29 protein-coding genes and 3 pseudogenes are annotated in these 24,371 nt (G+C 69.1%); 18 read left to right on the top strand and 14 right to left on the bottom strand.

All coding sequences use genetic code 11. The annotated features are described in order from the left end of the window. The first annotated feature begins 101 nt into the window (after positions 1–101). Positions 102–1,595, top strand: a complete 1,494-nt coding sequence (locus tag ACQEXA_RS32565) for an APC family permease (RefSeq protein WP_432928920.1) — start codon at positions 102–104, stop codon at positions 1,593–1,595. Between the two features lie 6 nt (positions 1,596–1,601). Further along, entirely contained in the window at positions 1,602–2,480 is an 879-nt protein-coding gene (locus tag ACQEXA_RS32560; protein ID WP_432928918.1) for a carbon-nitrogen hydrolase family protein, read from the top strand. 195 nt (positions 2,481–2,675) lie between these two features. On the opposite strand, the gene ACQEXA_RS32555 is transcribed toward ACQEXA_RS32560, so the two are convergent. The 3 genes from ACQEXA_RS32555 to ACQEXA_RS32545 all read right to left on the bottom strand — a co-directional run bounded on the left by ACQEXA_RS32555 (position 2,676) and on the right by ACQEXA_RS32545 (position 4,805). Continuing rightward, positions 2,676–2,843, bottom strand: coding sequence for a carboxypeptidase regulatory-like domain-containing protein (locus ACQEXA_RS32555; RefSeq protein WP_432928916.1), 168 nt, complete (start codon positions 2,841–2,843; stop codon positions 2,676–2,678). 225 nt (positions 2,844–3,068) lie between these two features. Beyond that, on the bottom strand, positions 3,069–3,545 hold the full coding sequence (locus tag ACQEXA_RS32550; RefSeq protein ID WP_432928914.1) for a hypothetical protein: 477 nt from the start codon (positions 3,543–3,545) through the stop codon (positions 3,069–3,071). Between the two features lie 12 nt (positions 3,546–3,557). Further along, the gene (locus ACQEXA_RS32545; protein WP_433131838.1) at positions 3,558–4,805 is read right to left on the bottom strand and encodes a helix-turn-helix domain-containing protein; all 1,248 of its coding nucleotides are present in this window, start codon (positions 4,803–4,805) and stop codon (positions 3,558–3,560) included. Positions 4,806–5,025: 220 nt separating this feature from the next. Here ACQEXA_RS32545 and ACQEXA_RS32540 point away from each other — a divergent pair, with 220 nt between their 5' ends. The 5 genes from ACQEXA_RS32540 (at position 5,026) to ACQEXA_RS32520 (ending at position 7,903) form a co-directional block, all read left to right on the top strand. Further along, positions 5,026–5,442 carry an ATP-binding protein gene (locus tag ACQEXA_RS32540; protein ID WP_432928910.1) on the top strand — a complete coding sequence of 139 codons (417 nt, stop codon included), beginning with the start codon at positions 5,026–5,028 and terminating at the stop codon, positions 5,440–5,442. A gap of 179 nt (positions 5,443–5,621) precedes the next feature. Continuing rightward, positions 5,622–6,743 (top strand): adenosylhomocysteinase, encoded by a 1,122-nt coding sequence (locus ACQEXA_RS32535; protein WP_432928908.1) that lies wholly within the window; start codon positions 5,622–5,624, stop codon positions 6,741–6,743. Positions 6,744–6,754: 11 nt separating this feature from the next. Continuing rightward, positions 6,755–7,303 carry an NUDIX hydrolase gene (locus tag ACQEXA_RS32530; protein WP_433131836.1) on the top strand — a complete coding sequence of 183 codons (549 nt, stop codon included), beginning with the start codon at positions 6,755–6,757 and terminating at the stop codon, positions 7,301–7,303. Continuing rightward, positions 7,300–7,650, top strand: coding sequence for a hypothetical protein (locus tag ACQEXA_RS32525; RefSeq protein ID WP_432928903.1), 351 nt, complete (start codon positions 7,300–7,302; stop codon positions 7,648–7,650). The genes ACQEXA_RS32530 and ACQEXA_RS32525 overlap by 4 nt, the downstream gene beginning before the upstream one ends. 67 nt (positions 7,651–7,717) lie before the next feature. After that, positions 7,718–7,903: a hypothetical protein gene (locus ACQEXA_RS32520; protein WP_432928901.1), complete on the top strand. Its 186-nt coding sequence runs from the start codon at positions 7,718–7,720 to the stop codon at positions 7,901–7,903. 88 nt (positions 7,904–7,991) lie between these two features. Here ACQEXA_RS32520 and ACQEXA_RS32515 read toward each other — a convergent pair whose 3' ends face one another. From ACQEXA_RS32515 to ACQEXA_RS32505, 3 genes are all read right to left on the bottom strand, one after another. After that, the gene (locus ACQEXA_RS32515; protein WP_432928899.1) at positions 7,992–8,273 is read right to left on the bottom strand and encodes a hypothetical protein; all 282 of its coding nucleotides are present in this window, start codon (positions 8,271–8,273) and stop codon (positions 7,992–7,994) included. A gap of 19 nt (positions 8,274–8,292) precedes the next feature. Further along, positions 8,293–9,111 carry a polysaccharide deacetylase family protein gene (locus ACQEXA_RS32510; protein WP_432928897.1) on the bottom strand — a complete coding sequence of 273 codons (819 nt, stop codon included), beginning with the start codon at positions 9,109–9,111 and terminating at the stop codon, positions 8,293–8,295. Positions 9,112–9,410: 299 nt separating this feature from the next. Then, entirely contained in the window at positions 9,411–10,838 is a 1,428-nt protein-coding gene (locus ACQEXA_RS32505; RefSeq protein ID WP_433134673.1) for an IS1182 family transposase, read from the bottom strand. Positions 10,839–11,093: 255 nt separating this feature from the next. Between ACQEXA_RS32505 and ACQEXA_RS32500 the strand changes: the two genes are divergently transcribed. The 6 genes and pseudogenes from ACQEXA_RS32500 to ACQEXA_RS32475 form a co-directional block, all read left to right on the top strand. Continuing rightward, a complete protein-coding gene (locus ACQEXA_RS32500; protein ID WP_432921460.1) occupies positions 11,094–12,290 on the top strand; it encodes a hypothetical protein in 1,197 nt (398 codons plus the stop codon). Positions 12,291–12,339: 49 nt separating this feature from the next. Then, the gene (locus ACQEXA_RS32495) at positions 12,340–13,569 is read left to right on the top strand and encodes an IS110 family transposase (RefSeq protein ID WP_432923411.1); all 1,230 of its coding nucleotides are present in this window, start codon (positions 12,340–12,342) and stop codon (positions 13,567–13,569) included. 229 nt (positions 13,570–13,798) lie between these two features. Then, complete coding sequence (locus tag ACQEXA_RS32490) at positions 13,799–14,215, top strand: hypothetical protein (RefSeq protein ID WP_432921454.1); 417 nt, start codon at positions 13,799–13,801, stop codon at positions 14,213–14,215. A 48-nt stretch (positions 14,216–14,263) separates the two neighbouring features. Further along, on the top strand, positions 14,264–14,605 hold the full coding sequence (locus tag ACQEXA_RS32485) for a DUF6221 family protein (protein WP_432928892.1): 342 nt from the start codon (positions 14,264–14,266) through the stop codon (positions 14,603–14,605). Beyond that, complete coding sequence (locus ACQEXA_RS32480) at positions 14,602–14,814, top strand: hypothetical protein (RefSeq protein WP_432928890.1); 213 nt, start codon at positions 14,602–14,604, stop codon at positions 14,812–14,814. The genes ACQEXA_RS32485 and ACQEXA_RS32480 overlap by 4 nt, the downstream gene beginning before the upstream one ends. A gap of 207 nt (positions 14,815–15,021) precedes the next feature. Continuing rightward, a pseudogene (locus tag ACQEXA_RS32475) lies at positions 15,022–15,174 on the top strand (IS5 family transposase); the annotation flags it as partial. A 34-nt stretch (positions 15,175–15,208) separates the two neighbouring features. Here the strand turns inward: ACQEXA_RS32475 and ACQEXA_RS32470 are convergent. Next, positions 15,209–15,427, bottom strand: coding sequence for a peptidoglycan-binding domain-containing protein (locus ACQEXA_RS32470; RefSeq protein WP_432928888.1), 219 nt, complete (start codon positions 15,425–15,427; stop codon positions 15,209–15,211). Between the two features lie 7 nt (positions 15,428–15,434). Here ACQEXA_RS32470 and ACQEXA_RS32465 point away from each other — a divergent pair, with 7 nt between their 5' ends. The 4 genes from ACQEXA_RS32465 to ACQEXA_RS32450 all read left to right on the top strand — a co-directional run bounded on the left by ACQEXA_RS32465 (position 15,435) and on the right by ACQEXA_RS32450 (position 19,210). Then, complete coding sequence (locus ACQEXA_RS32465; protein WP_433131834.1) at positions 15,435–16,178, top strand: hypothetical protein; 744 nt, start codon at positions 15,435–15,437, stop codon at positions 16,176–16,178. Between the two features lie 1,130 nt (positions 16,179–17,308). Further along, complete coding sequence (locus ACQEXA_RS32460) at positions 17,309–17,869, top strand: hypothetical protein (protein ID WP_432928884.1); 561 nt, start codon at positions 17,309–17,311, stop codon at positions 17,867–17,869. Between the two features lie 90 nt (positions 17,870–17,959). Continuing rightward, positions 17,960–18,826: an IS110 family transposase gene (locus tag ACQEXA_RS32455; protein WP_433131832.1), complete on the top strand. Its 867-nt coding sequence runs from the start codon at positions 17,960–17,962 to the stop codon at positions 18,824–18,826. Between the two features lie 180 nt (positions 18,827–19,006). Further along, entirely contained in the window at positions 19,007–19,210 is a 204-nt protein-coding gene (locus ACQEXA_RS32450; RefSeq protein WP_432928880.1) for a cold-shock protein, read from the top strand. Positions 19,211–19,319: 109 nt separating this feature from the next. Here the strand turns inward: ACQEXA_RS32450 and ACQEXA_RS32445 are convergent. The 5 genes and pseudogenes from ACQEXA_RS32445 to ACQEXA_RS32425 all read right to left on the bottom strand — a co-directional run. Next, positions 19,320–19,482: pseudogene (locus ACQEXA_RS32445) on the bottom strand (transposase); the annotation flags it as partial. After that, the gene (locus tag ACQEXA_RS32440) at positions 19,434–19,871 is read right to left on the bottom strand and encodes a PP2C family protein-serine/threonine phosphatase (RefSeq protein WP_433134671.1); all 438 of its coding nucleotides are present in this window, start codon (positions 19,869–19,871) and stop codon (positions 19,434–19,436) included. The gene ACQEXA_RS32440 and the pseudogene ACQEXA_RS32445, both read right to left, overlap by 49 nt. After that, positions 19,757–20,584 carry a SpoIIE family protein phosphatase gene (locus tag ACQEXA_RS32435; protein WP_433131831.1) on the bottom strand — a complete coding sequence of 276 codons (828 nt, stop codon included), beginning with the start codon at positions 20,582–20,584 and terminating at the stop codon, positions 19,757–19,759. The genes ACQEXA_RS32440 and ACQEXA_RS32435 overlap by 115 nt, the downstream gene beginning before the upstream one ends. 210 nt (positions 20,585–20,794) lie before the next feature. Beyond that, entirely contained in the window at positions 20,795–21,103 is a 309-nt protein-coding gene (locus ACQEXA_RS32430; protein ID WP_433131829.1) for a DUF6300 family protein, read from the bottom strand. Positions 21,104–21,181: 78 nt separating this feature from the next. After that, entirely contained in the window at positions 21,182–21,355 is a 174-nt protein-coding gene (locus ACQEXA_RS32425) for a hypothetical protein (protein ID WP_432928877.1), read from the bottom strand. A 249-nt stretch (positions 21,356–21,604) separates the two neighbouring features. Between ACQEXA_RS32425 and ACQEXA_RS32420 the strand changes: the two genes are divergently transcribed. After that, on the top strand, positions 21,605–21,907 hold the full coding sequence (locus tag ACQEXA_RS32420; RefSeq protein ID WP_432928875.1) for a hypothetical protein: 303 nt from the start codon (positions 21,605–21,607) through the stop codon (positions 21,905–21,907). 203 nt (positions 21,908–22,110) lie between these two features. Here ACQEXA_RS32420 and ACQEXA_RS32415 read toward each other — a convergent pair. Then, positions 22,111–22,841: pseudogene (locus ACQEXA_RS32415) on the bottom strand (copper homeostasis protein CutC). Between the two features lie 218 nt (positions 22,842–23,059). Then, positions 23,060–24,076, bottom strand: coding sequence for a DNA-directed RNA polymerase subunit alpha (locus ACQEXA_RS32410; RefSeq protein WP_433131827.1), 1,017 nt, complete (start codon positions 24,074–24,076; stop codon positions 23,060–23,062). Between the last annotated feature and the right edge of the window lie 295 nt (positions 24,077–24,371).

The following is a 24,371-nucleotide window of genomic DNA, read 5'->3' as shown; positions in this document are numbered from 1 at the left end:
TTAATCTCGCGCTCAATAGTATCGACCCATCTATTGACGGGGTCTCCGGCTAGTTCTTAAATCCGCGTTTAACACTGTCGGCCCGTCCTCCGGGAGCCCTCGTGACAATCAACCCCACCGACGTCGAGGCCAGACCCTCCCTCCCGGGCAAGGGCCTGGCGTCCGATTCGATCGGCCTGCTGTCGATGGTCTCCCTCGGCCTCGCCTCGGTCGCCCCGGCCTACAGCATCACCGTCACCCTCGGTCTGGTGGTCCTCTCCGTCGGCCACCTGGCACCGGCCGCACTGCTGATCGGCTTCGTACCGATCCTCTGCACCGCCTACGCCTTTCGCGAGCTCAACCGGGTGATGCCGGACTGCGGCACCAACTTCGTCTGGATCACCAGATCCTTCGGCCCCTGGCTCGGCTGGATCTTCGGTAACTGGATCCCGCAGGTCGCCACGGTCATCGCGATGACCGCCCTGGCTCAGGTCGGCGCGATCAACCTGCTCTCATTCCTCGGTCTGAGCGGCCTGGCCGGTCAGACCCTGCCTGTGACCTGCCTCGGTGCAGCGCTCATCGGACTGGTCACCGCCGTCGGCTACCGGGGCGTCCAGCTCTCCGCCGCCGTGCAGACCGCCATGGTCGCCCTGCAACTGGCGGCCCTTATCGGGTTCGGCGTCGCCGCCGTCGCCCGGCACGGCGCAAGCGCTCCCAGCCCAGCCTGGCTGAACCCCTTCGGCTTCCATGGCAGCGGGCCGTTCGCCGAGTCCGTGCTGCTCTGCCTGTTCATCTACTGGGGGTGGGACGCCGCTCTTACCGTCAACGAAGAGTCCCGCGACCGCACTCGCGCCCCGGGGCGGGCAGCCGTCATCTCCACCCTCGTCCTGCTCAGCACCTACCTGTTCACGGCGGTCGCCGCGCTCAGCTTCGCCGGGACCGGAGCCAGGGACCTCGGGCTCGGCAACCCGCACAACGCCGCGGACGTGCTGGCCACCCTCGCGCCCGCGGCCCTCGGCGGGCCGCTGGCCAAGGTGGTGCAGCTCGCCGTCACCCTGTCCGCCGTCGCCGCCCTGCTCACCTGCATCGTCTCCACCGCGCGCCCCAATGTCTCGGTGGCCGTGCACGGTGCACTGCCCAAGGCCTTCGCCCGGGTGCACCCGCGCTTCCGCACCCCCACCGTCGCCACCGTTTTCACCGGCGTGGTGTCGGTCGCACTGCTCGCGGGGCTGAGCTACGCGGCGCCGTCCTTCCTCAGCGACGCAGTGCTCTCCATCGGCCTGCTCGTCTGCGCCTACTACGGCGCCACCGCCTTCGCCTGTGTCTGGCACTTCCGCGGCGAACTGCGCGCCTCCGCACGAGCCTTGGTATTCCAGGGCGTGCTCCCGTTCGCGGGCGGCCTGATGATGCTCGCCGCTTTCGCCCGCAGCGCCGTGGACATGATCCAGCCCGGTTACGGCAGCACCTCGATCGACGGCGTCGGCGGCGTGTTCCTGCTCGGCGTCGGCTCGATCGTCCTCGGCCTGCTTATCACCACTGTGATCCGCCTCCTCTTCCCGGACTTCTTCCGCCACGGACGCCGTACCGTCACCGACCTCATCGTCACGGAGGACTGAACCACCATGCGCACGCTCGCCATCGCCGCCGTCCAGACCCGACCGGTCGCCCACGACCCCGAGGCGACCCATGACCGCTTCCACGAGCAGGTCCTCGCCGTGCGCGACCTCTTCCCGCACGTCCAACTCGTCGTCGCACCCGAGCTACTGCTCGCCGCCGAGCCACCGCTGCTGGAGGGCCGGGACGGCTGGATGCAGGAGGTCGCCGTGCCGGTACCCGGGCCGCTCACCGACCGCTTGTGCGCCCTGGCCCGTGAGACCGGGCTGTGGTTGGTGCCCGGCTCGGTCTTCGAACGCGCCGAGGAAGGGAAGATCTACAACACCGCCTTCGCCATATCCCCCGAGGAGGGCATCGTCGCCCGCTACCGCAAGGTCTTTCCCTGGCAGCCCTACGAACAGGCGGCTCCCGGAAACGAGTTCACCGTCTTCGACATCCCCGGCGTCGGGCGCGTCGGCCTCGCCATCTGCTACGACGGCTCCTTCCCGGAGACCATGCGCCAACTCGCCTGGCTGGGAGCGGAAGTGGTCATCCAACCGACCTTGACAACCACCCGGGACCGAGAGATGGAGCTGGTCTGCGCACGCGCCAACGCTTGGACCAACCAGCTCTATGTCGTCAACGTCAACGCCGCCGACCCGGCCGGCGTCGGCACCAGTGCCATCGTCGACCCCGAGGGCATCCTCCGGCAGCAGGCGGGCCCCGGCGAGGAGATCCTCATCGACGTCCTCGACCTGGACACCGTCACCCGCGTCCGCGCATTCGGCTCTGCCGGGATCAACCGGCCCTGGGCCCAGCTTGCCCGCTATGGCGCCAGGATCGAGCTACCGATGTACGGCGGCACATTCCACACACCGCACTGGCTGAACGACGAAACCTCGCAGTAGCCGGGGACGAGCCAACCGACGCTGCCCACCGTCAGTACCCGGCCACCGTCAGGTCGCCGGGTACTCGCACGTGCTTCCCGATCCCCACCCTTCCCACACTGTTGACCAGCTCAATCGAGTGGGGAACGAGAGCACGGCCGGGGGATCTTGCGGATTCTCATCATTCTGGCCGACAAGGGCAGCCCGCGCCTCGTCTCAGTCCTCGGGGTAGACGAGCGTGACGTCGAGGCTCGATTCGCCGCTGCCGTCGAGCGTGACGGATGTCGCGACCGGCGGGTAACCGCTGGCGATCACGGTGTATTCGCCTGCGGCGAGGTCCGTGAAGGCGTACGCGCCGTCGACGGCCGTAGTGGTGGCCTCCACCACGTTGCCTACAGGGCGTCGGACTGCTCCGCCATCTTGCGGTCCCGCAGGACGGTGTGGAGCGCCAGCAGCACCGAGCCACCATCGAGAATGGCGCTGAACCACGCCGGTACGGTGCCCCAGTCGATTCCGTGAGCGATCTGCAGCTGCTTCCCCGGCTGCCTCGGCCGGCTGCCGTCAGCGGCGAGACGCGGCCAAGGGTCCGAGCCGTTGCAGTGCCCCGGGTCAATCTCGCGCGGCGCCTTTGGGCCAGATGATGCGGACCGGTACGCCGACGCGTTGCGCGTAGGCGACGACATCGGCAGTGCCGCCGTACCCGCGGGCCGGTTTCCCGTCCCACACGGCGACCAGCTGGTCCGCGAGACCCACCACGATCTCGCTCCCGGCCTGGTGGGCCTGCGAGGTGGACTCGCGCAGCCCCGTGTGGTGGACGTCGGCGGCGCGGGCCATCAGCTCGTCGTACACGGAGTGGTGCCATTCGGGCAGGCCGTCGCGGTACTCAGTGGCGGGGATGACCGCTTCGAGGCGCCCGCCATGCTGCAGGACCAGCTGTGCCAGCCACGAGTCGGGGCCGTCGGCGATGCAGCTGATCACCGTCAGGTCCCCGCCGTCCAGGTCGTCGACGAGCGCGGCGAGTTGGGCGCGGACTTGGGCTTCGACCTGCAGGGACAGTCCTCGGTGGCCTGTGATGCCCAGGCGCATGGGCGGCTCCTCCTACAGGTACGCGTCGTGCAGCAGGGTGTCGAAGTCGCGAACGATACCGGGCGGGCTGGCCGATGCGTAGTGGCGCCGGAAGGCGCGGGCCCGTTCCAGGATGCGGCCCGACCGCAGCCGCAGCCCGTCGTTGACGGCGCGGGTGGCCAGAGCGAAGGCGCTGTCGACGCGGCCGGACGCGAGGTGGCCGTTAGCGACGTCGAGGGTGAGCAGCGCCTGCTGCTTCTCGTGGCCAGACGACAAGGCGGTCGTGATCTCCTGCGCTTTGGTGAGGATCCAGCGCGAGCGGCCGAGCCGGGCCCCGCACATGACGTGGCAGGCGGCGACCTTGCGTTCGTCGAAGGAGAACACCCAGGGCCACGGTGGCGGGTCTTCGCGGGGTACGCGCGCGGTGTGCTGCTCGCACGCCTTCATCGCCCGTTCGGTGGCGCGTTCGTCGCCGGCGGTGGCGTGCGCGACCGCTTCGATGGAGGCGAGCCAGGCCGCGGCGATCGCGGGCAGGTCGGGGCCGAGTTGGCGGCGGGCCCTGGCGATGAGGCGCAGGCCTTCGGCGCTGTTTCCGGCTTCCCCTTCGAACTGGGCGAGGGAGCCTGTCTGGTAGGCGGACAGGAGTGGGTCCTGTGCTGTGCGGGCGGCTTTGATCGCGGCCCCGTACCAGGTGCGGGCGGAGCCGTGGTCGGCCATGTCCCAGGCGAGCCAGCCGACGAGGGAGGCCGCCTCGGAGCCGACGGCGGCCATGCGGGCCTTGTGGGAGGCGTCGGGGGCCTGGGAGGCGACCCGCTGGATGAGCCGCAGGTGGGATTGGGCGGCGTCGGTGAGGTCGCGTGAGGCGACCGTGGCGTCCAGGCGGCGAAACGCCGTGGTGGCCATGCGCAAGGCGGCTGCCTGGCCGCTGTCCCAGTCGGGGCGTGCCTGTGGTTGGGGTATGGCTGGCGTCGCGGCGATCGCGGCGACGCCGGCGAGGAATTCGCGGCGCTCCACCGTGCTGTTCCCGTTCCGGTCGTGGTCGGCGAGGCCGACCAGGTTCGGGGGGATACCGAGGTGGGCGGCGGCGCTCGCCAGGTGCGTCATGTTGTAGGTGCCGGCGCCGCGGTCTTCGAGCCGGGATGTCGCCGACTGCGAGAGGCCGCAGGCGTCGCCGAGTTGGCGTTGGGTCATGCCGAGGGCTTTGCGGGCCTGTCTGATGACGCGGCCGTAGTCGCCTTCACGTGAGGCGTCTCTTAACGCCTTGTTCCCGGACCAATCCATCCGCGTTCCCCTCCCACGCTACGTACCGTGTCCCAGGATCTACCCGCCCCGTATGCGGGGTGCGCATATCCGTATGCGGTGGCTGCATCGGAGATGGCGCGGGCTGCCCAATTACCGGTTTCCTACACTTCAGCGCCCGACGCCCTGTCAGGTCGGCGCTGGCCTCTTGGAATTCCCGGCTGGGGCGCTGCGGCCCCATGGAGGGGAGCGGTGTCCCGCGATGATCAGGGATGATGAGTCGACGTGCACCCAGTGGGAGATGTGGCTCACGCCGTTCCCCCGGATAGTGGGGCAGGCGCGCCGCGGCGCCCGGGCGGCGTTGACCGGATGGGATGTGCCCGCCGGCGTGGTGGACACCACGGAGCTGATCGTCAGCGAGCTGGTCACCAACGCGATCCGGCACTGCGACACCCAGCACCTGGTGCACCTGCGTGTCAGCGACGACGGCGCCACGCTGCTGGTGGAGGTAGCCGACCCCAACGCGCGGCATCCCAGGCCCGCGGTGCCCGCGCTCGACGCGGAGGGCGGCCGGGGTCTGATGCTGGTGCGCGCGGTTGCCGCCGAGTTCGGCGCCCGCGATCGCCAGCCCGTCGGCAAGACGGTGTGGGCGGCTGTGTCCCGGCTGCCGGCCGAGTGAAGCCTCGGCCCGGTGGTGCGTTCCGCATCGCCCTCACCGGGCCGGTCCTCGCCTGAACGGCGCGCATGGCCTCTGACCTGCGCTTTTGCTGCAAAAAATCTTGACCCCCGACGCGAGGCGGCTAGAATAAGAGCAGCGAGGGGGGATCGGCCCGCCTCCGCCACGCACTGGAGGACCTCTTGGAAGCCTTCGAGCGCGCCCGGCTTGACTCGTTCTTCGGACGGATCGCCCGCGACTTCGCGTGCGAACCGGCGCCCGCGTCGTTCCTGATCACCCACCTGCTGCCCGAGCGGCCGTCGTTCGTTCGGGCGGTCGCGCAGGCCACCCGTCTCAAGGCGGTGCTGCCCAAGCCGAAGTCCATCACGCAGGAGGCGTACCGCGAGGTCGTCGCTGGCGTCGACTGCGACGACCTCAGTCGCACCCTGTTCGCCTCCGGCGACAGCGCCATCTCCTACCTGGAGAGCCGTGCCGCCGGCGAGGACGTCGTCCTCCTCGACGTCGGCGGGTACTTCGCGCCCGCCCTCACCGAGATCTGCGATCGGTTCTCCGGCCGCATCCTCGGCATCGTCGAGGACACTGAGAACGGGCACCGGCGCTACGCCGACCTGCCCAAGCTGCCCTGTCCGGTCGTCTCCGTGGCCCGCTCGCCGCTCAAGGACCCCGAGGACTTCCTGGTGGGCCAGTCGGTGGTCTTCTCCACCGAGGCGCTGCTGCGGGCCCGCGGCGACATCCTCCACGGCCGGCCCGCCCTGGTCCTCGGCTTCGGGAAGCTCGGCTCCAGCATCGCCCGGCTGCTGCACGCCAAGGGCGTGCACGTGACCGTGTACGACATCAACCCGGTGCGCAGAGCCCAGGCCCTGTCCCAGGGCTTCGCCGTCGCCTCCGACCGTGAGACGGCGCTCAACCAGGCCGGGCTGGTGCTGTGCGCGACCGGCACCCTGTCGCTGCGCGGCGAGGACTTCGGTCTGCTGCGCAACGGCGCCTACATCGCCACCGTCACCAGCTCCGAGGACGAGCTGGACCTGGAACACCTGCCCAACGTGTACACCTGCGAGCAGTCAGGAGAGCACGTCACCCGCTACGAGACCACGGGCCACTACTGGTACCTGCTCAACCAGGGCAACGCCGTCAACTTCCTGCACGGCGCTTCCGTCGGTCCGTTCATCTTCCTCGTGCAGTCCGAAATCATCGCCGCCGCACAGATGTTGAGCCGCGGCGGCCTGGATCCGGTCATGCACGAGGTCAGCCCCGCCGACAGAGCTACCATCGCCGCCACCTGGCTGCGCTACTACAACAAGTGAGAGTGACAGAGATGATCACCAACGCGCACATCCGGGCGACCGCCGAGGCGTACCTGCGGGAGCACCCGCAGGTCTCCGACGAGCTGGCCCCGCTGTTCGGCCTCCTCGGCCAGGACGCGCAGCTCGCGTCCCGCAAGGAGTTCCGGGGCCACGTCACCGCCGGCGCGATCCTCGCCGACACCGAAGGCCGCATCCTGTTCATCGAGCACGTCGCGCTCGCCCGCTGGCTCACCCCCGGCGGGCACCTGGAGGACCAGGACGAGGAGCTGATGCAGGCCGCGCTGCGCGAGCTCGCGGAGGAGACCGGCATCCAGCCGCAGCACGTCGTCCCGCTGCTGGACAGCCCCGTCCACATCGACGTGCACACCATCCCGGACAGCTCTGCCAAGGGCGAGCCGGAGCACCAGCACATCGACTTCAGGTACCTGTTCGCCACCGGCGCCGACGTCACGCAGCTGCAGACCGAAGAGGTCAGCGGCTCCGCGTGGCACGAGGCGGACCTGCTGCGCGGCGGAGGCCTCAAGGAGAACGTGATGCGGGTGCTGAAGGAGCGTGCGTGAGCGACACGCAGGCGCAGACCGGCCGCCAGGGCGCGGCGGCCGGGCTGCGACCCGAGCCAGGGAAGACGCAGACGCCTGCCACCGGCGGGGCGTACCGTACAGGGAAGGACAAGGTGCGGGAAGGGAAAGCCATGCGACTCGTGTTCGAGGACAACGAGAAGCCCGCGATCCTGGAGCAGGCCGCAGAGGCCGAGGAGGCAGGCAAGCAGATGCTGGCCGACTCCCTTCGCGGTATGGCCGAGAACGGCGTGGACTTCAGCCGGGACTGGGAGACGCTGCGCGTGGAGCTGTACGCCACGCACGGCATCGACGTCACCGGCGACGGCGGGGATGCCTGTGTCGCCTAAGCACTCGCCGCGGCGAGCGCAGATTGCCTTCACCCCAGAATGCGAACCCGTTCTGCGCAAGCTGAGCGTGGCTGAGCTGGTGCGCCTGGACCGTGCGCTGGTGGCCATCTCCCTGGACCCGTGGATCGGGCAGGAGAAGCCGTCACGGGCGGGTCACGTGCCGCTGAGGGAGTACATCGAAGGCTCCGCCCGCGTCATCTACCACGTCACCGTCCTCGGCTCGGTCGTCATCGTGGCCTACCTCGAGGCCTGACCGCCCCCACTGCTGCCCCGCCTCCCGGTCCCCCCCGTCCGGGAGGCGGGGCCCTTGCGTCCCCTGGAGAGGAAGCCGAATGCCGCGCCTACCACGGCCACCTGTCGCCCGGGAGTTGCGGCGAGTACCCGGCTGCGATCCATTGGTGCACGACGGCTCGCGGCAGGCGACAGTCGGCCGCGACGACGTGCTCGGGAATGCCTGTGAGCCAAGCGGCGAGCGCGGCCCGACGCAATTCGGCGGCGCGGGCTGCGAGGCCGGCGCGGTACGCGGCTGCGGAACTGGCGGTGAGTTTTGGGGCGTCCTGTGCCAGCTGCCGGGCCGCCAGACGGACGGCGCGGCGGGCGCACAGGGTGTCGAGGTCGCTCATGCCGCTGCCGCCTCCCGCTTCAGCGACCGGCTGGTGGCTGGATGTAGTCCTCCAGGCGTGCCACGGCGTAGCCTTGCTCCTGGATGCGTTTGAGCAGGTTCGCGAACATCTCGGTCATGGTGGCTCCTTTGAGCTCCGTGGGTCCGCGGAAGTGGGCCAGGATGATGTCGCCGGGATGCAGCTTCTTGTCCGGCAGCTGGTACTGCATCTTGCGGATCTGCATGGACTCCCGCCACCAGACGATCGCGCGGGGCCCGCACTCGCCCACCGCAATCTTGGTGTTGGCGTTGTACGCCCCGTAGGGCGGGCGGAACAGTAGCGGCGCGGTGCCGTACTCCGTCGTGAGGATCTTCTGGTCGCCGCAGACCTCTTCCTTCTGGCGGGCCAGCGGGATGGTGTTCATCGGCGGGTGGTGCAGGGTGTGGTTCTGTATGTGGTTGCCCATCGCCTGCAGCGGCTTGAAGTACCCGTAGTCCGACTTGATGGCGTCGTTCATCAGGAACATGGTGATCGGGATTTTCAGATCCCCCATCATCTGTATGAACCTGGGGTCCTTCTCCAGTCCGTCGTCGACGGTGATGAAGACGACCTTCTGCGAGGTCGGTATGTGGGTGAAGACCGGGACGGGTCCGGTCGCGGAGAGTTTGATGGGCTTGTCGGCCGGGGGCTCGGGGGCCGCGGCCAGCGGCGTCAGGCCCCATTTGTGCCAGGCGGCAGCGTCAGCGAAGAGGCGCGGCAGCTTGCTGGAGGCGCCACCGGCGTGGGCGGCCTGCGTCGTGGGGGCGGCCGAGCCGGTCGCATCGCTCGCGCTGCAGCCGCCGACTGCCAGGGCCGCCACGGCGACGCCTGCCAGTGGTATGTAAAACCTGCTACGCCTGCTGCGCTGCTTCACCGCGCCGGTCTCCTCTGGCTGGCATGCCGTTCTTGACTCTGCTGGGGAACGTACCCCGCAGCGCGAAAGACGGCGTTGAGTAGCGGGTGAGGATTCGACTAGGAGCGTGGGTCAGTAGCGAGCAAGCGGCCCGCTGGCCGTGATCGGTCGACGGCCGCTCCGTCGGCATCTGTGAGGCTGTGGTTGGGGCCTGCCTGTCAGGTGTCCGGCTGGTAGGGCCTGTGAGGTGGCCGGGGAGGCCTGGCTCAGGCGGCCAGGGCGGCGAGTCCGGTGGCCCCGGCGTATCGGAAGATCTTGCGGAGGTTGTGGCAGGCGGCCAGCAGTCGCCACTCGGCGCGGGCGCCGTCCTCGCCGCGCAGGAGGAGTTGGCGGCCGTTCTGGCAGGTCATGATCTGGCCGAAGACGGGTTCGCCGATGGCCTTGCGGCGGGCGTAGGCGGCCTGTCCGGGCTTGGTCCGCAGCTTGCGGGCCATCCGCTCCTTCAGGGTGGCGCCGGCGGGGATGCGTCCGCGGGGCGCGGGCGGGACCTGTTCGTCGTGGCTGAGTCGGTCGGTGGCCATGAAGGTGTCGGTGTCGCAGTCCAGTTGGCGGTCTTTCGCGGCTTCGAGGTTTGCTTCCGAGCAGTATCCGGCGTCGACCAGTGCCTGCCGTGGGTGGACGCCGGTGTTCTGGGCGGACTGGTCGAGCATGCTGGTGTAGTTCAGCGCGTCCGAGGGGTTAGTCGTCACGTCAGCGGCGGTGATGACCTGGTGCTTTTCATCCACGACGGCCTGGGCGTTGTAGGCCTGGATGTAGGCGCCGTCGCTGTTCTTCATGATCCGTGAGTCGGGGTCGGTGAAGTTGGCCTGGGCCTTCGGCTTCGGGCGGGCCTTCGCGGCAGCCGTGTCACCCGCGTCGGTCACGGCCTGCTCGTCGCTGGTACCGGTGCGGTCCTGACGGTGGCGTTCCTTGTCCTCGGCGTGCGCGCGGGCCTTGTCGGCGGCCTCGGCCTCGATCTGCGCGCGGGCGGCCTGCAGGCTGGCCAGGCGCTTCTCACGCCGGTCCAGCTCGGCAGGCAGGTCCACCTCCTTGCCGTCCACGCCGAAGGTCTGGTCCTCGGCTTCGTCGGCGGCCTCCGCGTCGGCCAACAGGGCCTGAGCCTTCGCTTCCAGCTGGGCGATCTCGGCCTCTGTCCGCTCTTCCTTGTCGATCAGTCGGCCGTAGCTCATCGCCTTGTGCTTGGAGGCGTTCGCTTCGAGCTTGGTGCCGTCCAGGGCGACGCGGCCCATCGTGACCATGCCGATCTTCTGGGCGAGGTGCAGCGACTGGGTGAACAGGTTGGCCAGGGCGTCCAGGTGCCGGCGGCGGAACCGAGCGATCGAGCGGAAGTCCGGGGCCTGGCCGGCGGCCAGGAAGCGGAACGCGACATCGTCGGCGCACCGGCGCTCGATGGCCCGCGAGGAGCGGATACCGGTGGTGTAGCCGTAGATCAGCAGCCGCACCATCAGCCGCGGATCGTAGGGCGGGTAGCCGCGCTTTTCGGTGTAATCCGCCAGGACCGGCCCGAGGTCGAGGACCTCGTCGACCAGGTCGGCGACGAACCGGGCGAGGTGGTCCTCGGGCAGCCAGTCGTCCAGCGACGGCGGCAGCAGCAGGACCTGGTGCGGATCGAACGCCCGGAACGTCTTGTCCACCGCCGCCGGACGACCCAGCGTCCTCTTCGGCTCGACTGGCTCGACCTCGAACAGCCCATCGCCACCATGCATACCATGATCATCCCGCATGAATAACCACGAACCGCAGGCGGGTTGCCCGCTATTGAGACACGCTCCCAGTGAGGCCAGCCTCGGACCGCCGAGGTGGGTGTCCGGGCGTTCGAATGACAGCCGCGGTGGGTGGGTGGACGCTGCGAGCAGCTGGTTCGTGTGCTCGGTTGGGCGGTGGTCAGGGTGACGGCTGGTGCACAGGCGCGCAGGGCGATCGCAGCGGGCAACGCAGCCGGAGCAGTCACCGTCCACGACGTACTCGACGGACACGTCGCGCTCGATCTGGAGTGCCTGGACCGGATCTACCTCAACGGCTATGTGCCGAACCTTCAAGTCGGCGGCCAGGTGGTGACGTTCCTCACCGGGCACTTGGGTCACCCGGTCCCCTCGCCGGCACTGCTGGGGCAGATCGGCGACCGCTTCCGCGCGGCAGTGGCCCGCTTTGCCCGCGACGAGCACATCCCGGTGGTCCGCTTCGCGAAGGACGCCCGCAAGGCCGACGTGATGAAGCCGTACCTGGCCGCCGCGCAGGCGTCCGGTCGCCCACAGGTGGTCGCGATCGGCGTGGCCCAAGAGTTCCAACGGGTGTTCACCGGCTACGACCGGGCTACCACACCCGGAGCCGTGTGCTTCGGTTTCGACAAGGCTGACCGGCGGGTGACCTGCTTCTACTTCTACCTGTGGGACTCCGACTTCGGCCCGGCGTTCATCAAGATCTGCTCCTACTTCCCTTACCCGATCAAGGTGTGGGTCAACGGCCACGAGTGGGCCAAACAGCAGGCCGCCCAAGCCGGGATCGCGTTCACGGCCCTGTCCAACGGGTTCGCCTCCTGCGGCGATACGCCCGGACTACAGGCGATCTGCGACCGGCTGGACTCCGGCGCCATCGCCGTGTTCTTCGAACGCTGGATGGCCCAACTGCCCCTGCCCTTCGGTCCACGCGAACGCGACGGCGGCTACTGGTGGGAGCTGTCCATGCGGCAGATCGAGGTCTCGCGCACCCTGGTCTTCGACGCACCCCGCAACGCTCGAACGTTCTTCGACGCCCTGGTCAGCGACAACCTCGGACTGGGCCGCCCGGACGAGATCTCCTACATCTTCGACCGACGCATCCGCTCGGACACCCAGACCGGGTTCGCCACCAAGGTGGTCACCCGTGGCGTCGACGTCACGGTCAACCTGTTCTACAAGCACTCCAGGATCAAGCAGTACCTCAAAGCGTCTGGGGCCCTTCCGGGACGGCATGATCTTGGGAAAACTGGGTGTGCTGTCCGGCCGACGTCGGTTCTCCTTAGCGCGGGTGAGCCTGCCTCAAAGCGAGACGTGAGGGTCTCGGGCGCCGTGAACTGCCGCTTCGAGCGCGATCTTCAGACTCCGTGATGTGAGCCCCTCCCGGACGGTCTTGGTGGTCACTGCGAGGGGAGGCTTGGTGGAACGGATCGTAAAGCGGCCCGCGGGCTTGGACGTGCACAAGGACGTGGTCGTCGCCGAGGTGCACCTCCCCGGAGGGGCCGTCGAACAGGGAAGCTTCGCCACGACCACCCCCGGCCTGCTGGTACTGCGGGACTGGCTGGTCGGTCACGGTGTCACCCGCGTCGGGATCGAATCGACCGGGGTGTACTGGAAGTGCGTGTACTACATGCTCGAGGACGACATGGAGGTCTGGCTGCTCAACGCCCGGCACATGCGCAACATCCCGGGCCGCAAGACCGACGTCGCCGATGCCTCGTGGATCTGCCAGCTGATCGAGTTCGGGCTGGTCCGTCCCTCGTTCGTGCCGCCGAAGCCGGTCCGTGAGCTGAGGAACCTCACCCGCTACCGCAAGGCGCAGATCGAGGAACGCACCCGGGAGACCCAGCGCCTGGACAAGATCCTGCAGGACGCCGGCGTGAAGCTGTCGAGTGTGGCCTCCGACGTGCTGGGCAAGTCCGGTCGGGCGATGCTCCAGGCCCTGGTCGACGGCACCACCGACCCCGAGGTCCTGGCGGACCTGGCGATCGGCCGGCTGCGGGCCAAGCTCCCCGCCCTGCGGGAAGCACTCACCTCGCGGTTCTCCGGACACCACGCGCTGCTCGTCGCGGCCGTCCTGTCCAAGCTGGACTTCCTCGACGAACTCATCGGCCGTCTCAGCGCCGAGATCGAAGAGGCGGTGGCCCCTTTCGCCCGACAGGTTGAGCTCCTGGACACCGTCCCGGGCATCGACCTGCGGACGGCCCAGGGCCTGCTGGCGGAGTTCGGTGCGGACATGAGCGTCTTCGGTACCGCGTCGCGCTTCGCATCCTGGGCCGCGGTCTGCCCTGGCAACCACGAGTCCGCCGGACGCAAGCGCTCGGGAAGATCCCGCAAGGGCCCCAAGTGGCTCGCGATCTACCTGCATGACGCCGCGATGGGCGCCATCCGCACCAAGAACACCTACCTCGCCGCCCAGTACTCCCGCTTACGGCCACGGCTCGGACACGCCAAGGCCCTGGTGGCGATCGAACACAGCATCCTCGTCTCGATCTTCCACATGCTCACCCGCGACCAGGCCTACCACGACCTCGGCGGCGACTACTTCCTGCGCCGCAACGACCCCGCCCGACAGGCCCGCCGCCTCATCGGCCAACTCGAAGCCCTCGGCTACCACGTCCAGGCCGAACCCGCCCCAGCCACACCATGACCGGGTCGAGGACCTGCTGAACGCCGTTTTCTCTTCAGAAGGCCGGGCACTGCGCATCGAGACCGTCGTCAACTCCCCGAAGGACCTCGCAGTCCTGCGCCGCCTGGACCACCTCGAGGAACTTCAGACCAAAGCCCGTGCCGTCAACGCCCGACTGCTGCACGCTGAACGCGTCGGCCAGGGCTGCGTCCTTGCGAGCCCAGCCTTTGAGCGGGTCGCGCTGCCCTCGGTGACCACCGACGGCAGGAGGGCCCCGGCCCTGCGGTTCGGCGACCCCCGGGTCATGGCCCTGGCCGGCGCCCTGTCCATCCTGCTAACCACCGTCGTCGGGTTCACCAACCGGAGCCTTCGCGCCCAGGTGAGCGCCCTGCTGGGCACCCCATACTCGACCAATCAGATGGGCTACGACCTTGCCCGGCTACGCCGCAACGGACTGATCCGCCGCCTGGAGCACACCAACACCTACGTGCTGACCGACGACGGCCAACGAGTCGCGATCTTCTACACCAAGGTCCACGACCGGCTGTTACGACCCCTGCTGGCAGCCAACACCCCACCCGCACCCCCACCGCTGCGCGACGCCCTCGCCGTGATCGACAAGTCCGTCGCGCACTACACCCGCACCGCCCGACTCAAAGCCGGATGAAACTCAAGCAAAGTGCACGTGTTCTGACCACCAAGGAGACCTAGCCTCGTGGCGTTCCTGCGCGCCCGGCTGGACGAGGACGAACGGGCGGCACGACAGGCGGACGACAGCCCGTGGGAGAGCCGCACCCTTGGACGCCACGACCAGGCGGCCGTCATCACCAAGGAAGGCTCGGCGAGCCTGATCCTGCTCGACGGCTCCCGGGCAGCAGCGAACGACGCGCACATCGCCCGCCACGACCCGGCTCGCGTCCTGCGGCAGACTGCTGTCCTCCGCGACGGGGTCGATCTGTGGTCGCGGATGGTCGGCAGCCACGCCCGGGCCTGCCTCCGCGCCGTCGCCGCAATCTGGGCCGACCACCCCGACTACCGAGAGGAATGGAGATCATGACCACTGAGCGCATGCCCGCCCGTGTCCTGCTGCTGTTCGGTGACCAGGCGCTCGTGGCGACGCCGCACACGGCCGCTGATGAGCCGGAGCGGGTAATGGTGGACCGCCTCGTCGCCGACACCGGCATTCCGCGGGAGCGGCTCGCCGGCGCCGAGGTGGTGGCTGTGGTGGGTAATGACGGCCAGCTGGAGCGCTTCGAGCGGAAGTGATGGGGACGGCGCAGCCGCTGACCCGAGCCGGACGACACCTCCGGCCGTGCCCACCGCTGGTACGGCGCCACCGTCACACAGGCCCTCGAGGGCCGCCGTGGCTACCGCAAGGCCGACGACTGACGGCCCCCGACACCTACACTCAACGCCCGCAGGAGACACCAGGCCCGCCCGGCGTCAAGGGGTTCATCGTCGCGGCAGCACCGTGAGCGGAGCATCGGCTGGCTCATGCGCCGCCGCCTCGCCCGCGACTACGAGATGCATCCACACCGCTCCGAAGCCATGATCTACCTCGCGATGATCGACCTCATGGCCTGCCGCCTCACCGGCGAAACCACCCTGAACCGGCGCGGAACCTGACTCGGGACCACACACGAATCAGCGGACCAAACGCTCAGTCGGGCTCCGAGGTCTCCGACTCCAGACTGCGGCGCGTCGCCGCGTCGTACACGCCCGGCTCTGCGGAGATGCCGCGGGCGCTCTGGTAGCTGCGCACGGAGTTCTCGACCTGGATGTTGAAGTTGCCGGTGATGTCGTGGGTGTAGAACGAGAGCTGTTGCAGGCGCTGCTGCAGTTCCACGACCTCGGGGCCCTTGTCGCCGCGGTGCAGCACCGGTCCCGTGACGGTCTGGCTCTGGCCAGGCTGCGTTGAATCGACCGAGCCGGCGGTAGGGGCCGTCGGCACGCGGTTCGGGGCTGTCGGCGTGGCCGACGCCGACGCCAGCGCCAAGAGCGCTGCCGGCGCCGGCCACGACGTCGATGCCGAGGAACTCGCGCGCTTCGCAGCGGACGGCTCGGTGGACACCGAGGCGGAGGGTGACAAAGAGGCCGGGGTGCGGCCGGACTCTTCCGGCGCGCCGGTGCGTCCGTCCTGCAGCGCGGTGTCGCGCCTTGATCCGTCCGGGATGAACAGCGCGCTCGTGAAGCCGGCGACGGCGACCGCGATCGCCGCGACGATCAGGGCCTGTCGGCGCCGGCCCTTCGGTCGGCGCCTCTGCCTCCCGGGGGAGCTGTTGCGGGAAGGGGGGCGCGGCGGCGACAGCGGGCTGTCCGGCCCGTGTGTTGCACTTGGTGTGCGCCGTGTGCGTGGATCACTCGGCGCTACCGGTTCGTGCGGCTTCTGGAGCGGCTGGGTGTCGGCCTCGTCCGGCCCGGTCGTCGGCGGTGTCGACGGCTCCGAGAGCGAGTGGGGCACCTTCAGCGTGCGGCCACCCACCACGCTCATGCCCGGCGGGAGGGTCGCAGAAGGCGGGGTGGTGGGGGCCGACGGCGTTCCGTGCTGTCGCGGAGCGGTGGGGCTCTGGCCCAGAGGCGGGTTGGAGGGGAGCTCTTTGGTGCCGGGCGATTTCGGCAGCTTGACGTAGATGTATGGGCGGACGCCCAGCGATTGGAAGTCCTCCGGCGCGGCCGTTTCGGACGGGTCGGCGCGGCGGGCCGTGGTGGCCACCTGCTGAGTGCACTGACAGGCGTCACTGCCCCCCACCGCACGTTCACCGGAACACTTCGAACACCTTTGCCCATCCATATGTGAATCCTTCCCCCTATAGACGCCTGCGATTATGCAGAGCTCGTCGCCGATCCACACGCGATTCCGTGAATCCGTTGCGGATGCGTGCGCCGTGACTGCGCCGCACCTTGAGCAATCGGGAGCGGCTGTTGGCGGCGCGCACGCTCGGCGCGCGGACATCGAATGCGCGGGGCGCACCGGCTCGGGCGCACGACGCGCAGCCGCGCGAGCATCGGCCGGATGCGCTGGCGCGGGCCCCCTACGGCTCCGACGTCTCCGATTCAGTCGCGCCCGGGCCGCCTTGCCGTACACCCCGAGCTCGTCGCTCTTGATGCCGCGCGCCCACTGGTAGTTCCGCACCGCGTCATCGACCTGGTGTTGGAGTTGCCGTTGGCCTCGCCGGGTAGAGGTTCAACTGCTCGAGGCGGTGCTGGAGTTCGGTGACCTCCGGGCCGGGCTCTGAGCACCAGCGCGGTCGGCCAGCTCCCCGCACTGCACGGGCCGCTGTACAAGGGCCTGCTGGCCGGCTACCACGATGTCTACGGCCACTTGGAGCCGCCGGCCGCACTCGCCCTCCTCGTGCGACTGCAACTCCCGGCGGATACCCCACACCTCCCGGAGCTCCGATCCGTGCTCGCCGCAGGACATGGGAACCACCACCGCAGCCCCCACGCCTGGGACGACGCAGTACGGGCCTCGATGGACTGAACATGGTCGCCTGCCCGACCGGGGCGGTCGCGAACGACGCCACACTCGGGCCAGCCCTCGCGGCTTCCTCACCTCCCCGGATACGGCCCCTGAGCAAAGCCCGGGGCGACTGACTCCCGTTCTCGCGAACACCACCTATTCGCGCTAGCGTGCGACTCCCGATGTTGTGTCAAAACGACGTCGGCTACTCGCGTACATAGCCACGGGCGCGCTGAAAACCCGCCCTCTGCGCCCCCAGTTAGAATCTAAGGGCAGTCCAGTGGAGAAGGGGGTCCGGTGGTGGCGAGGAAGCCGTTCCTGGCCGGCAGGCAGGAGTTCGCCGCCCTGTACGGGGTGAAGCCGACGCAGGTCACGGAGTGGCTGGGGCAAGGCGCGCTGGACTACGAGCATGCGGTGATCGTGTCGGGGTCGCCGTACTGGCTGCTGTCGTTCGCGCAGGGGTACGGGCAGACGCGGCCGCGGCCCAAGGAGCTGGACCGGCGGGTCCTGAAGCAGCAGGTGGACGCCCAGGAGCCCGGCGTGTGGGCAAGCAGCGTGGACGAGGTGCCGCCGCTGCTGGGCCTGCAGGAGGCGACGCAGCTGTTCGGCCTGTCCAGTCAGCAGAACCTGTCGGCGGTGGTGCGGCAGGGCCGGTTCGCGTCGGCGGACTACCGGCTGTCGGGGTCGCCGGTGTGGCTGCTGGACACGCTCATCGAGGCCGCTCCCGACATCCGGGCGAAGTCCCGCACCGTGGTGTGGGCGATCGTGCCGCAGGTCGAGGCGGCGCTGCGGCAGGGCCGCTACACCGGCCCCGGCTCTGTGATCGTCCCCCGTGGGCCTGCCGCAGCGAAGGCCCGCTGACCTGATCCTATGAGGGCCGGGCCTCCTTCCCTGCTCAGTCCGGCGATACCTATCGTCCGGGTATGTACGAGCTCAGGAGGGAGGCCCTCAATGTCTGTCTACGTCGGTATCGACGTGCACCGCAAGCGGTCGCAGATCGCGGTGGTCGAGGACGGCGGCGCCGTGCGGGTGAACCGGAACGTGCCCAACGGGGTGGAGCCGGTGCTTTCGGTGATCGGTGATCTTCCGATCGGGGCGCCGGTCGCCTTCGAGGCCGCCTACGGCTGGGGATGGCTGGTGGAGCTGCTGGAGGACTACGGATTCGAGCCGCATCTGGTGCATCCGCTGCGGTGCAAGGCGATCGCCTCCGCGCGACTGAAGAACGACAAGGTGGACGCGGCCACCCTGGCCCAGTTGCCGCGCGCAGATCTGCTACCGGAAGCGTGGATCGCCCCGCTGGACGTGCGGCAGCAGCGGGTCCTGGTGCGGCACCGCTGCCAGCTGGTGCGGCTGCGCACCCTGCTGCGCAACCGCGTCCACGCCGTCCTGGCGGATCACGGCTGCGACCGGCCCGGTGGCTACTTCACCGCTCCGGGCCGGGCCTGGCTGCAGGCCCTGGATCTGCCGGATGCCTCGCGCCGCGTGGTCGACGATCTTCTGGTCCTGATGGACGCCCTCAAGGAGCCGATCGACGCCTTGGACGCACAGCTGCTCGCACAGGCGCGGGGCGACCCCAGGGTCAAGGCGCTCACCCAGCTGCCGGGGGTGGGCACGCTCACCGCCCTGGTCATGGTCGCCGAGATCGGCGACGTCACCCGCTTCCCGTCCGCGCGCAAGCTCACCGCCTGGGCCGGGCTGACGCCTACCGTCCGGGGATCGGATCTCACCGTCAGGCACGGGCACATCTCCAAGCAAGGCTCGGACTGGCTGCGGTGGATCTTGTGCGAGGCCACCCAGACCGCTTACGCGATCCCGTAAGGCCTGTGACGTGTGGCCGAGCCCGGTGTAGCGTCGATGCCAGTAGTCGTGGTTCCGAAGTCCCGTTCGCCCGTGACACCCGTCTCGGGCGTTCTTGCTGTTCAGCATCTCTCCGGACCAAGGCGATCACCTCCGGATCCCGCACGGTGCGGGGTCCGAACTTCCTTGAGGGAGACAGGCATGGCCAGCGGTACCGTCAAGTGGTTCAACGGCGAAAAGGGCTTCGGCTTCATCGAGCAGGACGGCGGCGGCCCCGACGTCTTCGCCCACTACTCGAACATCGACGCCTCCGGCTTCCGCTCCCTGGAAGAGGGCCAGCGGGTCACGTTCGATGTCGCGCAGGGGCAGAAGGGCCCGCAGGCGGAGCACATCCGCCCCGAGTAACAACGCATAGGGAGAGCCCGGAGCCCGGCCGGATGGTTACCGGCCGGGCTTGTTGTTGCCCGGGTGGAAGGGGGGTACACCAGTACGTACCCCTGGCGGTGATCCGCCGTCACGCACCCGCGGTCAGCGTGTCCTGGAGCAGGTTGTGCAGGCGGGCGATGCCGAGCATCGCCGTGTGGACGCCATCGCCCTTCAGGCGGCAGTCACAGGATCTTCCAGGTCTTCAAGCGCGCGAAGACGTGCTCGACGCGACCACGGACCTGCCTGTGCGAGTGGAATGTTCCCAGGTGGTTTTGAGGATGGCGATGGCGGCGATGTCGTCGCTGAGGTTGTTGCCGCTGTATGTGAGCAGGGCGTGGTGCAGGTTGTTCAGGGCTTGCCGGGGTGGTGTGGTCAGCTGCTCCTGCGCCCAGGTGGCGAGGGAGAAGAACGCGCCGGTTGCGTCGCGGGTTTCGGTGACGCCGTCGGTGTAGAGCAGTAGTTGGTCACCGGCTTGGAAGGCAAATCGCCGGGGGCGGCAGGGGGTGGTGCGCAGACCGCCCAGGTTCAGGGGCGGGGCGGGATCGGCTGTGTCGAGGATGTCGATGCTGCCGTGCCGCCCGAGCAGGGGTGGGGGGTGGCCGCAACTGAAGATCGTGGCGTGGCTGTCGTGGCGCGGGATTTCCACGAGTACGGCGGTGGCGAAGAGTTCGGCGGGGTCTCCACGAGTACGGCGGTGGCGAAGAGTTCGGCGGGGTCTCCCTGGACGAGGGCGGCGGCGTCGTCACGCAGCAGCGTCGTCTCCAGGCGTGTGGCGAGCTGCGTGAGGTCGGTGGCCTCGTAGGCTGCTTCCCGGAACGAGCCGAGCACGGCCGCGGCAACAGCGAGGGCGGGCAGTCCTTTGCCGCGGACATCGCCGATGATCAGGCGGATTCCGTACCGGGTGTCGGCTAGGGCGTAGAAGTCCCCGCCCACCCGTGCGTGAGGGGTAGCGGTCAGGTACAGGCTGGCGATCTTCAAAGGCCCGACGCGGCACGGGATGGGCCGCAGCAGAACCTTTTGTGTGGCGTCGGCCACGGTACGGACCTCGGTGAGCGTGTCCTCACGCTGCAGGCGCAGATGGCTGGCATACGCGGCGGCCACGGTCACCGCACCGATGGCTCCTGCAGAGAACAAGGTGGAATGGTCCGAGGCCATGACACCGTAGGCCGCGACCCCCGCCAGACACACCAACCCGAGGACCAGCGTGGGCCTGACCGGCCAGAGCGCCGCCGCAAGTGCGGGCACGGCCGGGAGCAGCCGAGCGATGGGCATTTCGGGTGGCGTCAACACCTCGAGGACAGCGAGAACCACTGTCAGGAGCAGCGGCGAGACCAGCACCGGATCCTGACGCACTTGACCGACCCAACGCGCACCGATCCCACCAAACACTCCCATAAAGTGCAAATATACGCAAAGACGCGGCTGTCTTCGGGCGGGCATCGTCGGCGAGCTCGCCGAACAACAGCGTCAAACCTCGACACCCTGGTAGCAGGGCCGCCCCGGCCCTCCAACGAATATGAGACCCGCGCCAAGCAGTTGTAGAGCGCGAACCGTGGAAGGCGCTCACGGCTGGTCGGGCGGCCCCTGCTGCCAGTACCAGCCATGAGCGGCCATAGCTTCCTTCGTCCACTCGATCAGCAGCTGCGCGCCTTCCTGCGCTCGACTCTCGTCATGGCCGCCGCCGTCGGCGAAGAACTGCACGAGGACGCCGGCGGCGGGCCGCGTAGCGTCGCCCGCGTCGCAGGAAACGCACAGTTCCAGATGGATCGGCCACCCGTGATCGTCGTCCTGGGGCATCACGGCGCTCATGATCAGGTCCCCGCGGCAGCGTGAACACTGCGGCAGCCGCCTCGATCGCTCAACCAAGGCCATGAAGAACCCCCCTCAGGCGCGAACATGAGCCTCCAGCCAAGGCTGACCCCACCACGCCGTCAACCCCGTTGATCAGGATCAGTTCCACACGTCCGCCGCCAGGGCCACCGCCTCAGCCACGCTCAGGCCTTCGCCGTCGTCCCGGCCGGCTTCGGCGCGCAGGGCTTCGGCCCTTGCGGCCAGGCGGTCGGCGAGTGCGCGCTGAGGATCGGTCAGGTTGCGACAGCCCCGCCGCCCCGCGTAGTGGTCCATACCAGCACCGTAAAACCGCACACACCGCCGTGCGCGCCGAACACACACAGACACGAGCAAAGGGAGCCGCTGCCGCCGCCCGCGCCCCGCAAACGGGCACACAGCCGTCCTCCCTGCGCCGGGAGTTCACCTCGCACGCACCCGACACGCGCGCGCCCCGGAGCCGGTCGTCCATCCGCGGCACGCGGTTGCCGCCCCCACCCACCAAAAGCGGCACCCCCCTACACGTGCACGTGTGCACGGGCACCCGTGCACACCCACTGCGCCCGGTACGTCCTGGCCGTCACTGTGACTGCTGACGGCGTGCGGCTGCTGCTGCTCGCCGAGCACGCCGACACCGGTGTGGTCAGCGTGCGCCGTGCCCAGTGCTGGCCCGCCGGTGCCGCGGCCGAGGCAGTCGCGGCAGCTGTCGGCGCCGCCTACCGCACCGCGACAGGCCAGGCGCCCACCAGCGTTCACGTTGTACACAACGGACCGGGCAGCCTGAGGCCGACGGTGATCCGCCGCGCGGTCGGCCCGCTCGCCGATTGGATTGTCAGACCGCACGGATAACCTGTCGGGCGTGTACGACATGACGAACCCGGTCGCCGCCCGGCAAGCGGCGAAATCCGCCGAACGAGAGCGTCTGACACGGGCGCGTGAACGACGGGAGGGTCAGGGGCCCTCTGGTCGGTCAACCCTGGCCACCGGGCTCTGCGCACGATAGCCCGAACAGGTCCTCTGCTGGCCCGGGTTCGCCCGCGGCGGCCCACGTGTCATTCGAGGTCTCTTGCCTCTCTTGCTGCCGCGAGAATGCCGTCCACAGCAGAGCGGCCGGTCACCCGGCGCTGGTACTCATCGTTGCGCAGTGAACCGCCCATGGCCAGCCGGGGGTTGCGGTGGAGAGCCGGGCTGTCGACCAGGGCGCCGGCGCTGAAGTGAAGTTCCTGTGCACCGGTGATCCGCAGGATGCGCTGGGTGTTGCGGGCGTTGATCCCCCCGCCGGGCATGATGACAACTCGGTTGTCGGCCGTGCGTATCAGCTCGGCCAGTCGGGGTGTTCCCTCCAATGCGGTGGACTCCCCGCCGGAGGTCAGAACGCGGTGGACGCCTAGGGTCACCATCTCCTTCAGTGCGGCGCACTGATCGCGCGCCATGTCAAAGACACGGTGAAAGGTGACGGAGAGACCGCTGGCGGCGGTCAGCATGCGTCGCACCGTCGGCGTGTCGATGTCGCCCTCCGCTGTGAGCGCGCCGATGACTACGCCATGGGCACCGAGTGCTGCGGCGGTCTCGATGTCTCGGACCATGACCCGGATCTCATCGTCGTCGCAAATGAAGTCCCCTCCGCGGGGCGGATCAGGACGTGCACGCCGATGGCGGGTGCGGCTGCGACCGTGACCTCGATCAGACCGGCGCTGGGGGTGACGCCGCCCTCGAAAAGGGCGCTGCACAGTTCGACCCGGTGGGCTCCGGCGTCCTGGGCGACGCGTGCCCCGGGGTACAAACGGGGGACAGCACGTCGGGCGGCGTCCTCGACCGCACCCGGGGGACAGGGGGCAAGACAAGGTAGAGATGGCGGCCGCCTTCGCCATCTTGATCAGGCTTGGAGGGCTTGGGCGTCTGCATCTCCGCCGGTGAGCCCTCGGGGAGCCAGGTGCGGTCGGCCGGTGCTCATCGCTGGCTCCTCTGCCTCCCTGGCTCCCCCGCGACCCGGCGCAGCGTTCAGTACTGCTCGGTCTCCATGAAACCCGTGCTCCCGTTATCGTCCGCGCCGAAGGCGGCGGCGGTCGGGTCGAATCCCGGCGGGCTGTCCTTGAGGGTCAGGCCCAGGCCGGCCAGCTTCGCCTTGACCTCGTCGATCGACTTCGCACCGAAGTTGCGGATGTCCATCAGGTCGGCCTCGGAGCGCGCCAGGAGCTCACCCACCGAGTGGATGCCCTCGCGCTTGAGGCAGTTGTAGGAGCGGACCGTGAGGTCCAACTCCTCGATCGGCAGCGCCAGGTCGGCGGCCAGGGCGGCATCCGTCGGGGACGGGCCCATGTCAATGCCCTCGGCGTCGATGTTCAGCTCGCGGGCGAGACCGAACAGCTCGACCAAGGTCTTACCGGCGGAGGCCATGACATCCCGCGGACGCATCGCCTGCTTGGTCTCGACATCGACGATCAGCTTGTCGAAGTCGGTGCGCTGCTCGACACGCGTCGCCTCGACCTTGTAGGTGACCTTGAGAACCGGCGAGTAGATGGAGTCGACTGGGACGCGCCCGATCTCCTGGCCCACCTGCTTGTTCTGCACGGCGGAGACGTAGCCGCGACCGCGCTCCACGGTCAGCTCCATCTCCAGCTTGCCCTTGCCGTTGAGCGTGGCCAGGACGAGGTCGGGGTTGTGCACCTCGACACCGGCCGGGGGCGCGATGTCGGCGGCGGCGACCAGACCCGGGCCCTGCTTGCGCAGGTACATCACGACCGGCTCGTCGTGCTCCGAGGAGACGACCAGCTGCTTGATGTTGAGGATCAGGTCGGTGACGTCCTCCTTGACGCCCGGCACGGTGGTGAACTCGTGCAGGACGCCGTCGATGCGGATGCTGGTGACAGCAGCGCCGGGGATCGACGACAGGAGGGTACGGCGCAGGGAGTTGCCGAGGGTGTAGCCGAAGCCCGGCTCCAGCGGCTCGATCACGAACCGGGAGCGGAACTCGTCGACGACCTCCTCGGTCAACGAGGGACGCTGAGCGATCAGCATGTGTGGATCAGATCCTTCAGTCGTGGGCGCCCGCTATATGACGCCCGACCAAGCCGCACCCGGCGGGGCGCGGATACTGCAAGGGTACGGGCGGTACGGCCCCTGATGGGGAGGTACCGCCCGAATCCTCAGGCAGGGCCGTTTCCCCCCGTGACGGGTCTGCCCCTGCACGCCTCTTCCGGAGAACGGGGCGACCCGTTTCATGCACTGCCGACATCCTTGGCCTGGCGAGCGCACCTGCGCCACGATGCGGTACAGCGGCGAACTAAAGCAACTCCACCGACCGTCATCGGCC

Source organism: Streptomyces sp. CA-106110 (genome assembly GCF_050936285.1).
Classification (GTDB): Bacteria; Actinomycetota; Actinomycetes; order Streptomycetales; family Streptomycetaceae; genus Streptomyces.
Note: the sequence above shows the minus strand (reverse complement) of the source record. Positions and strands in the feature narration are given on the sequence as shown.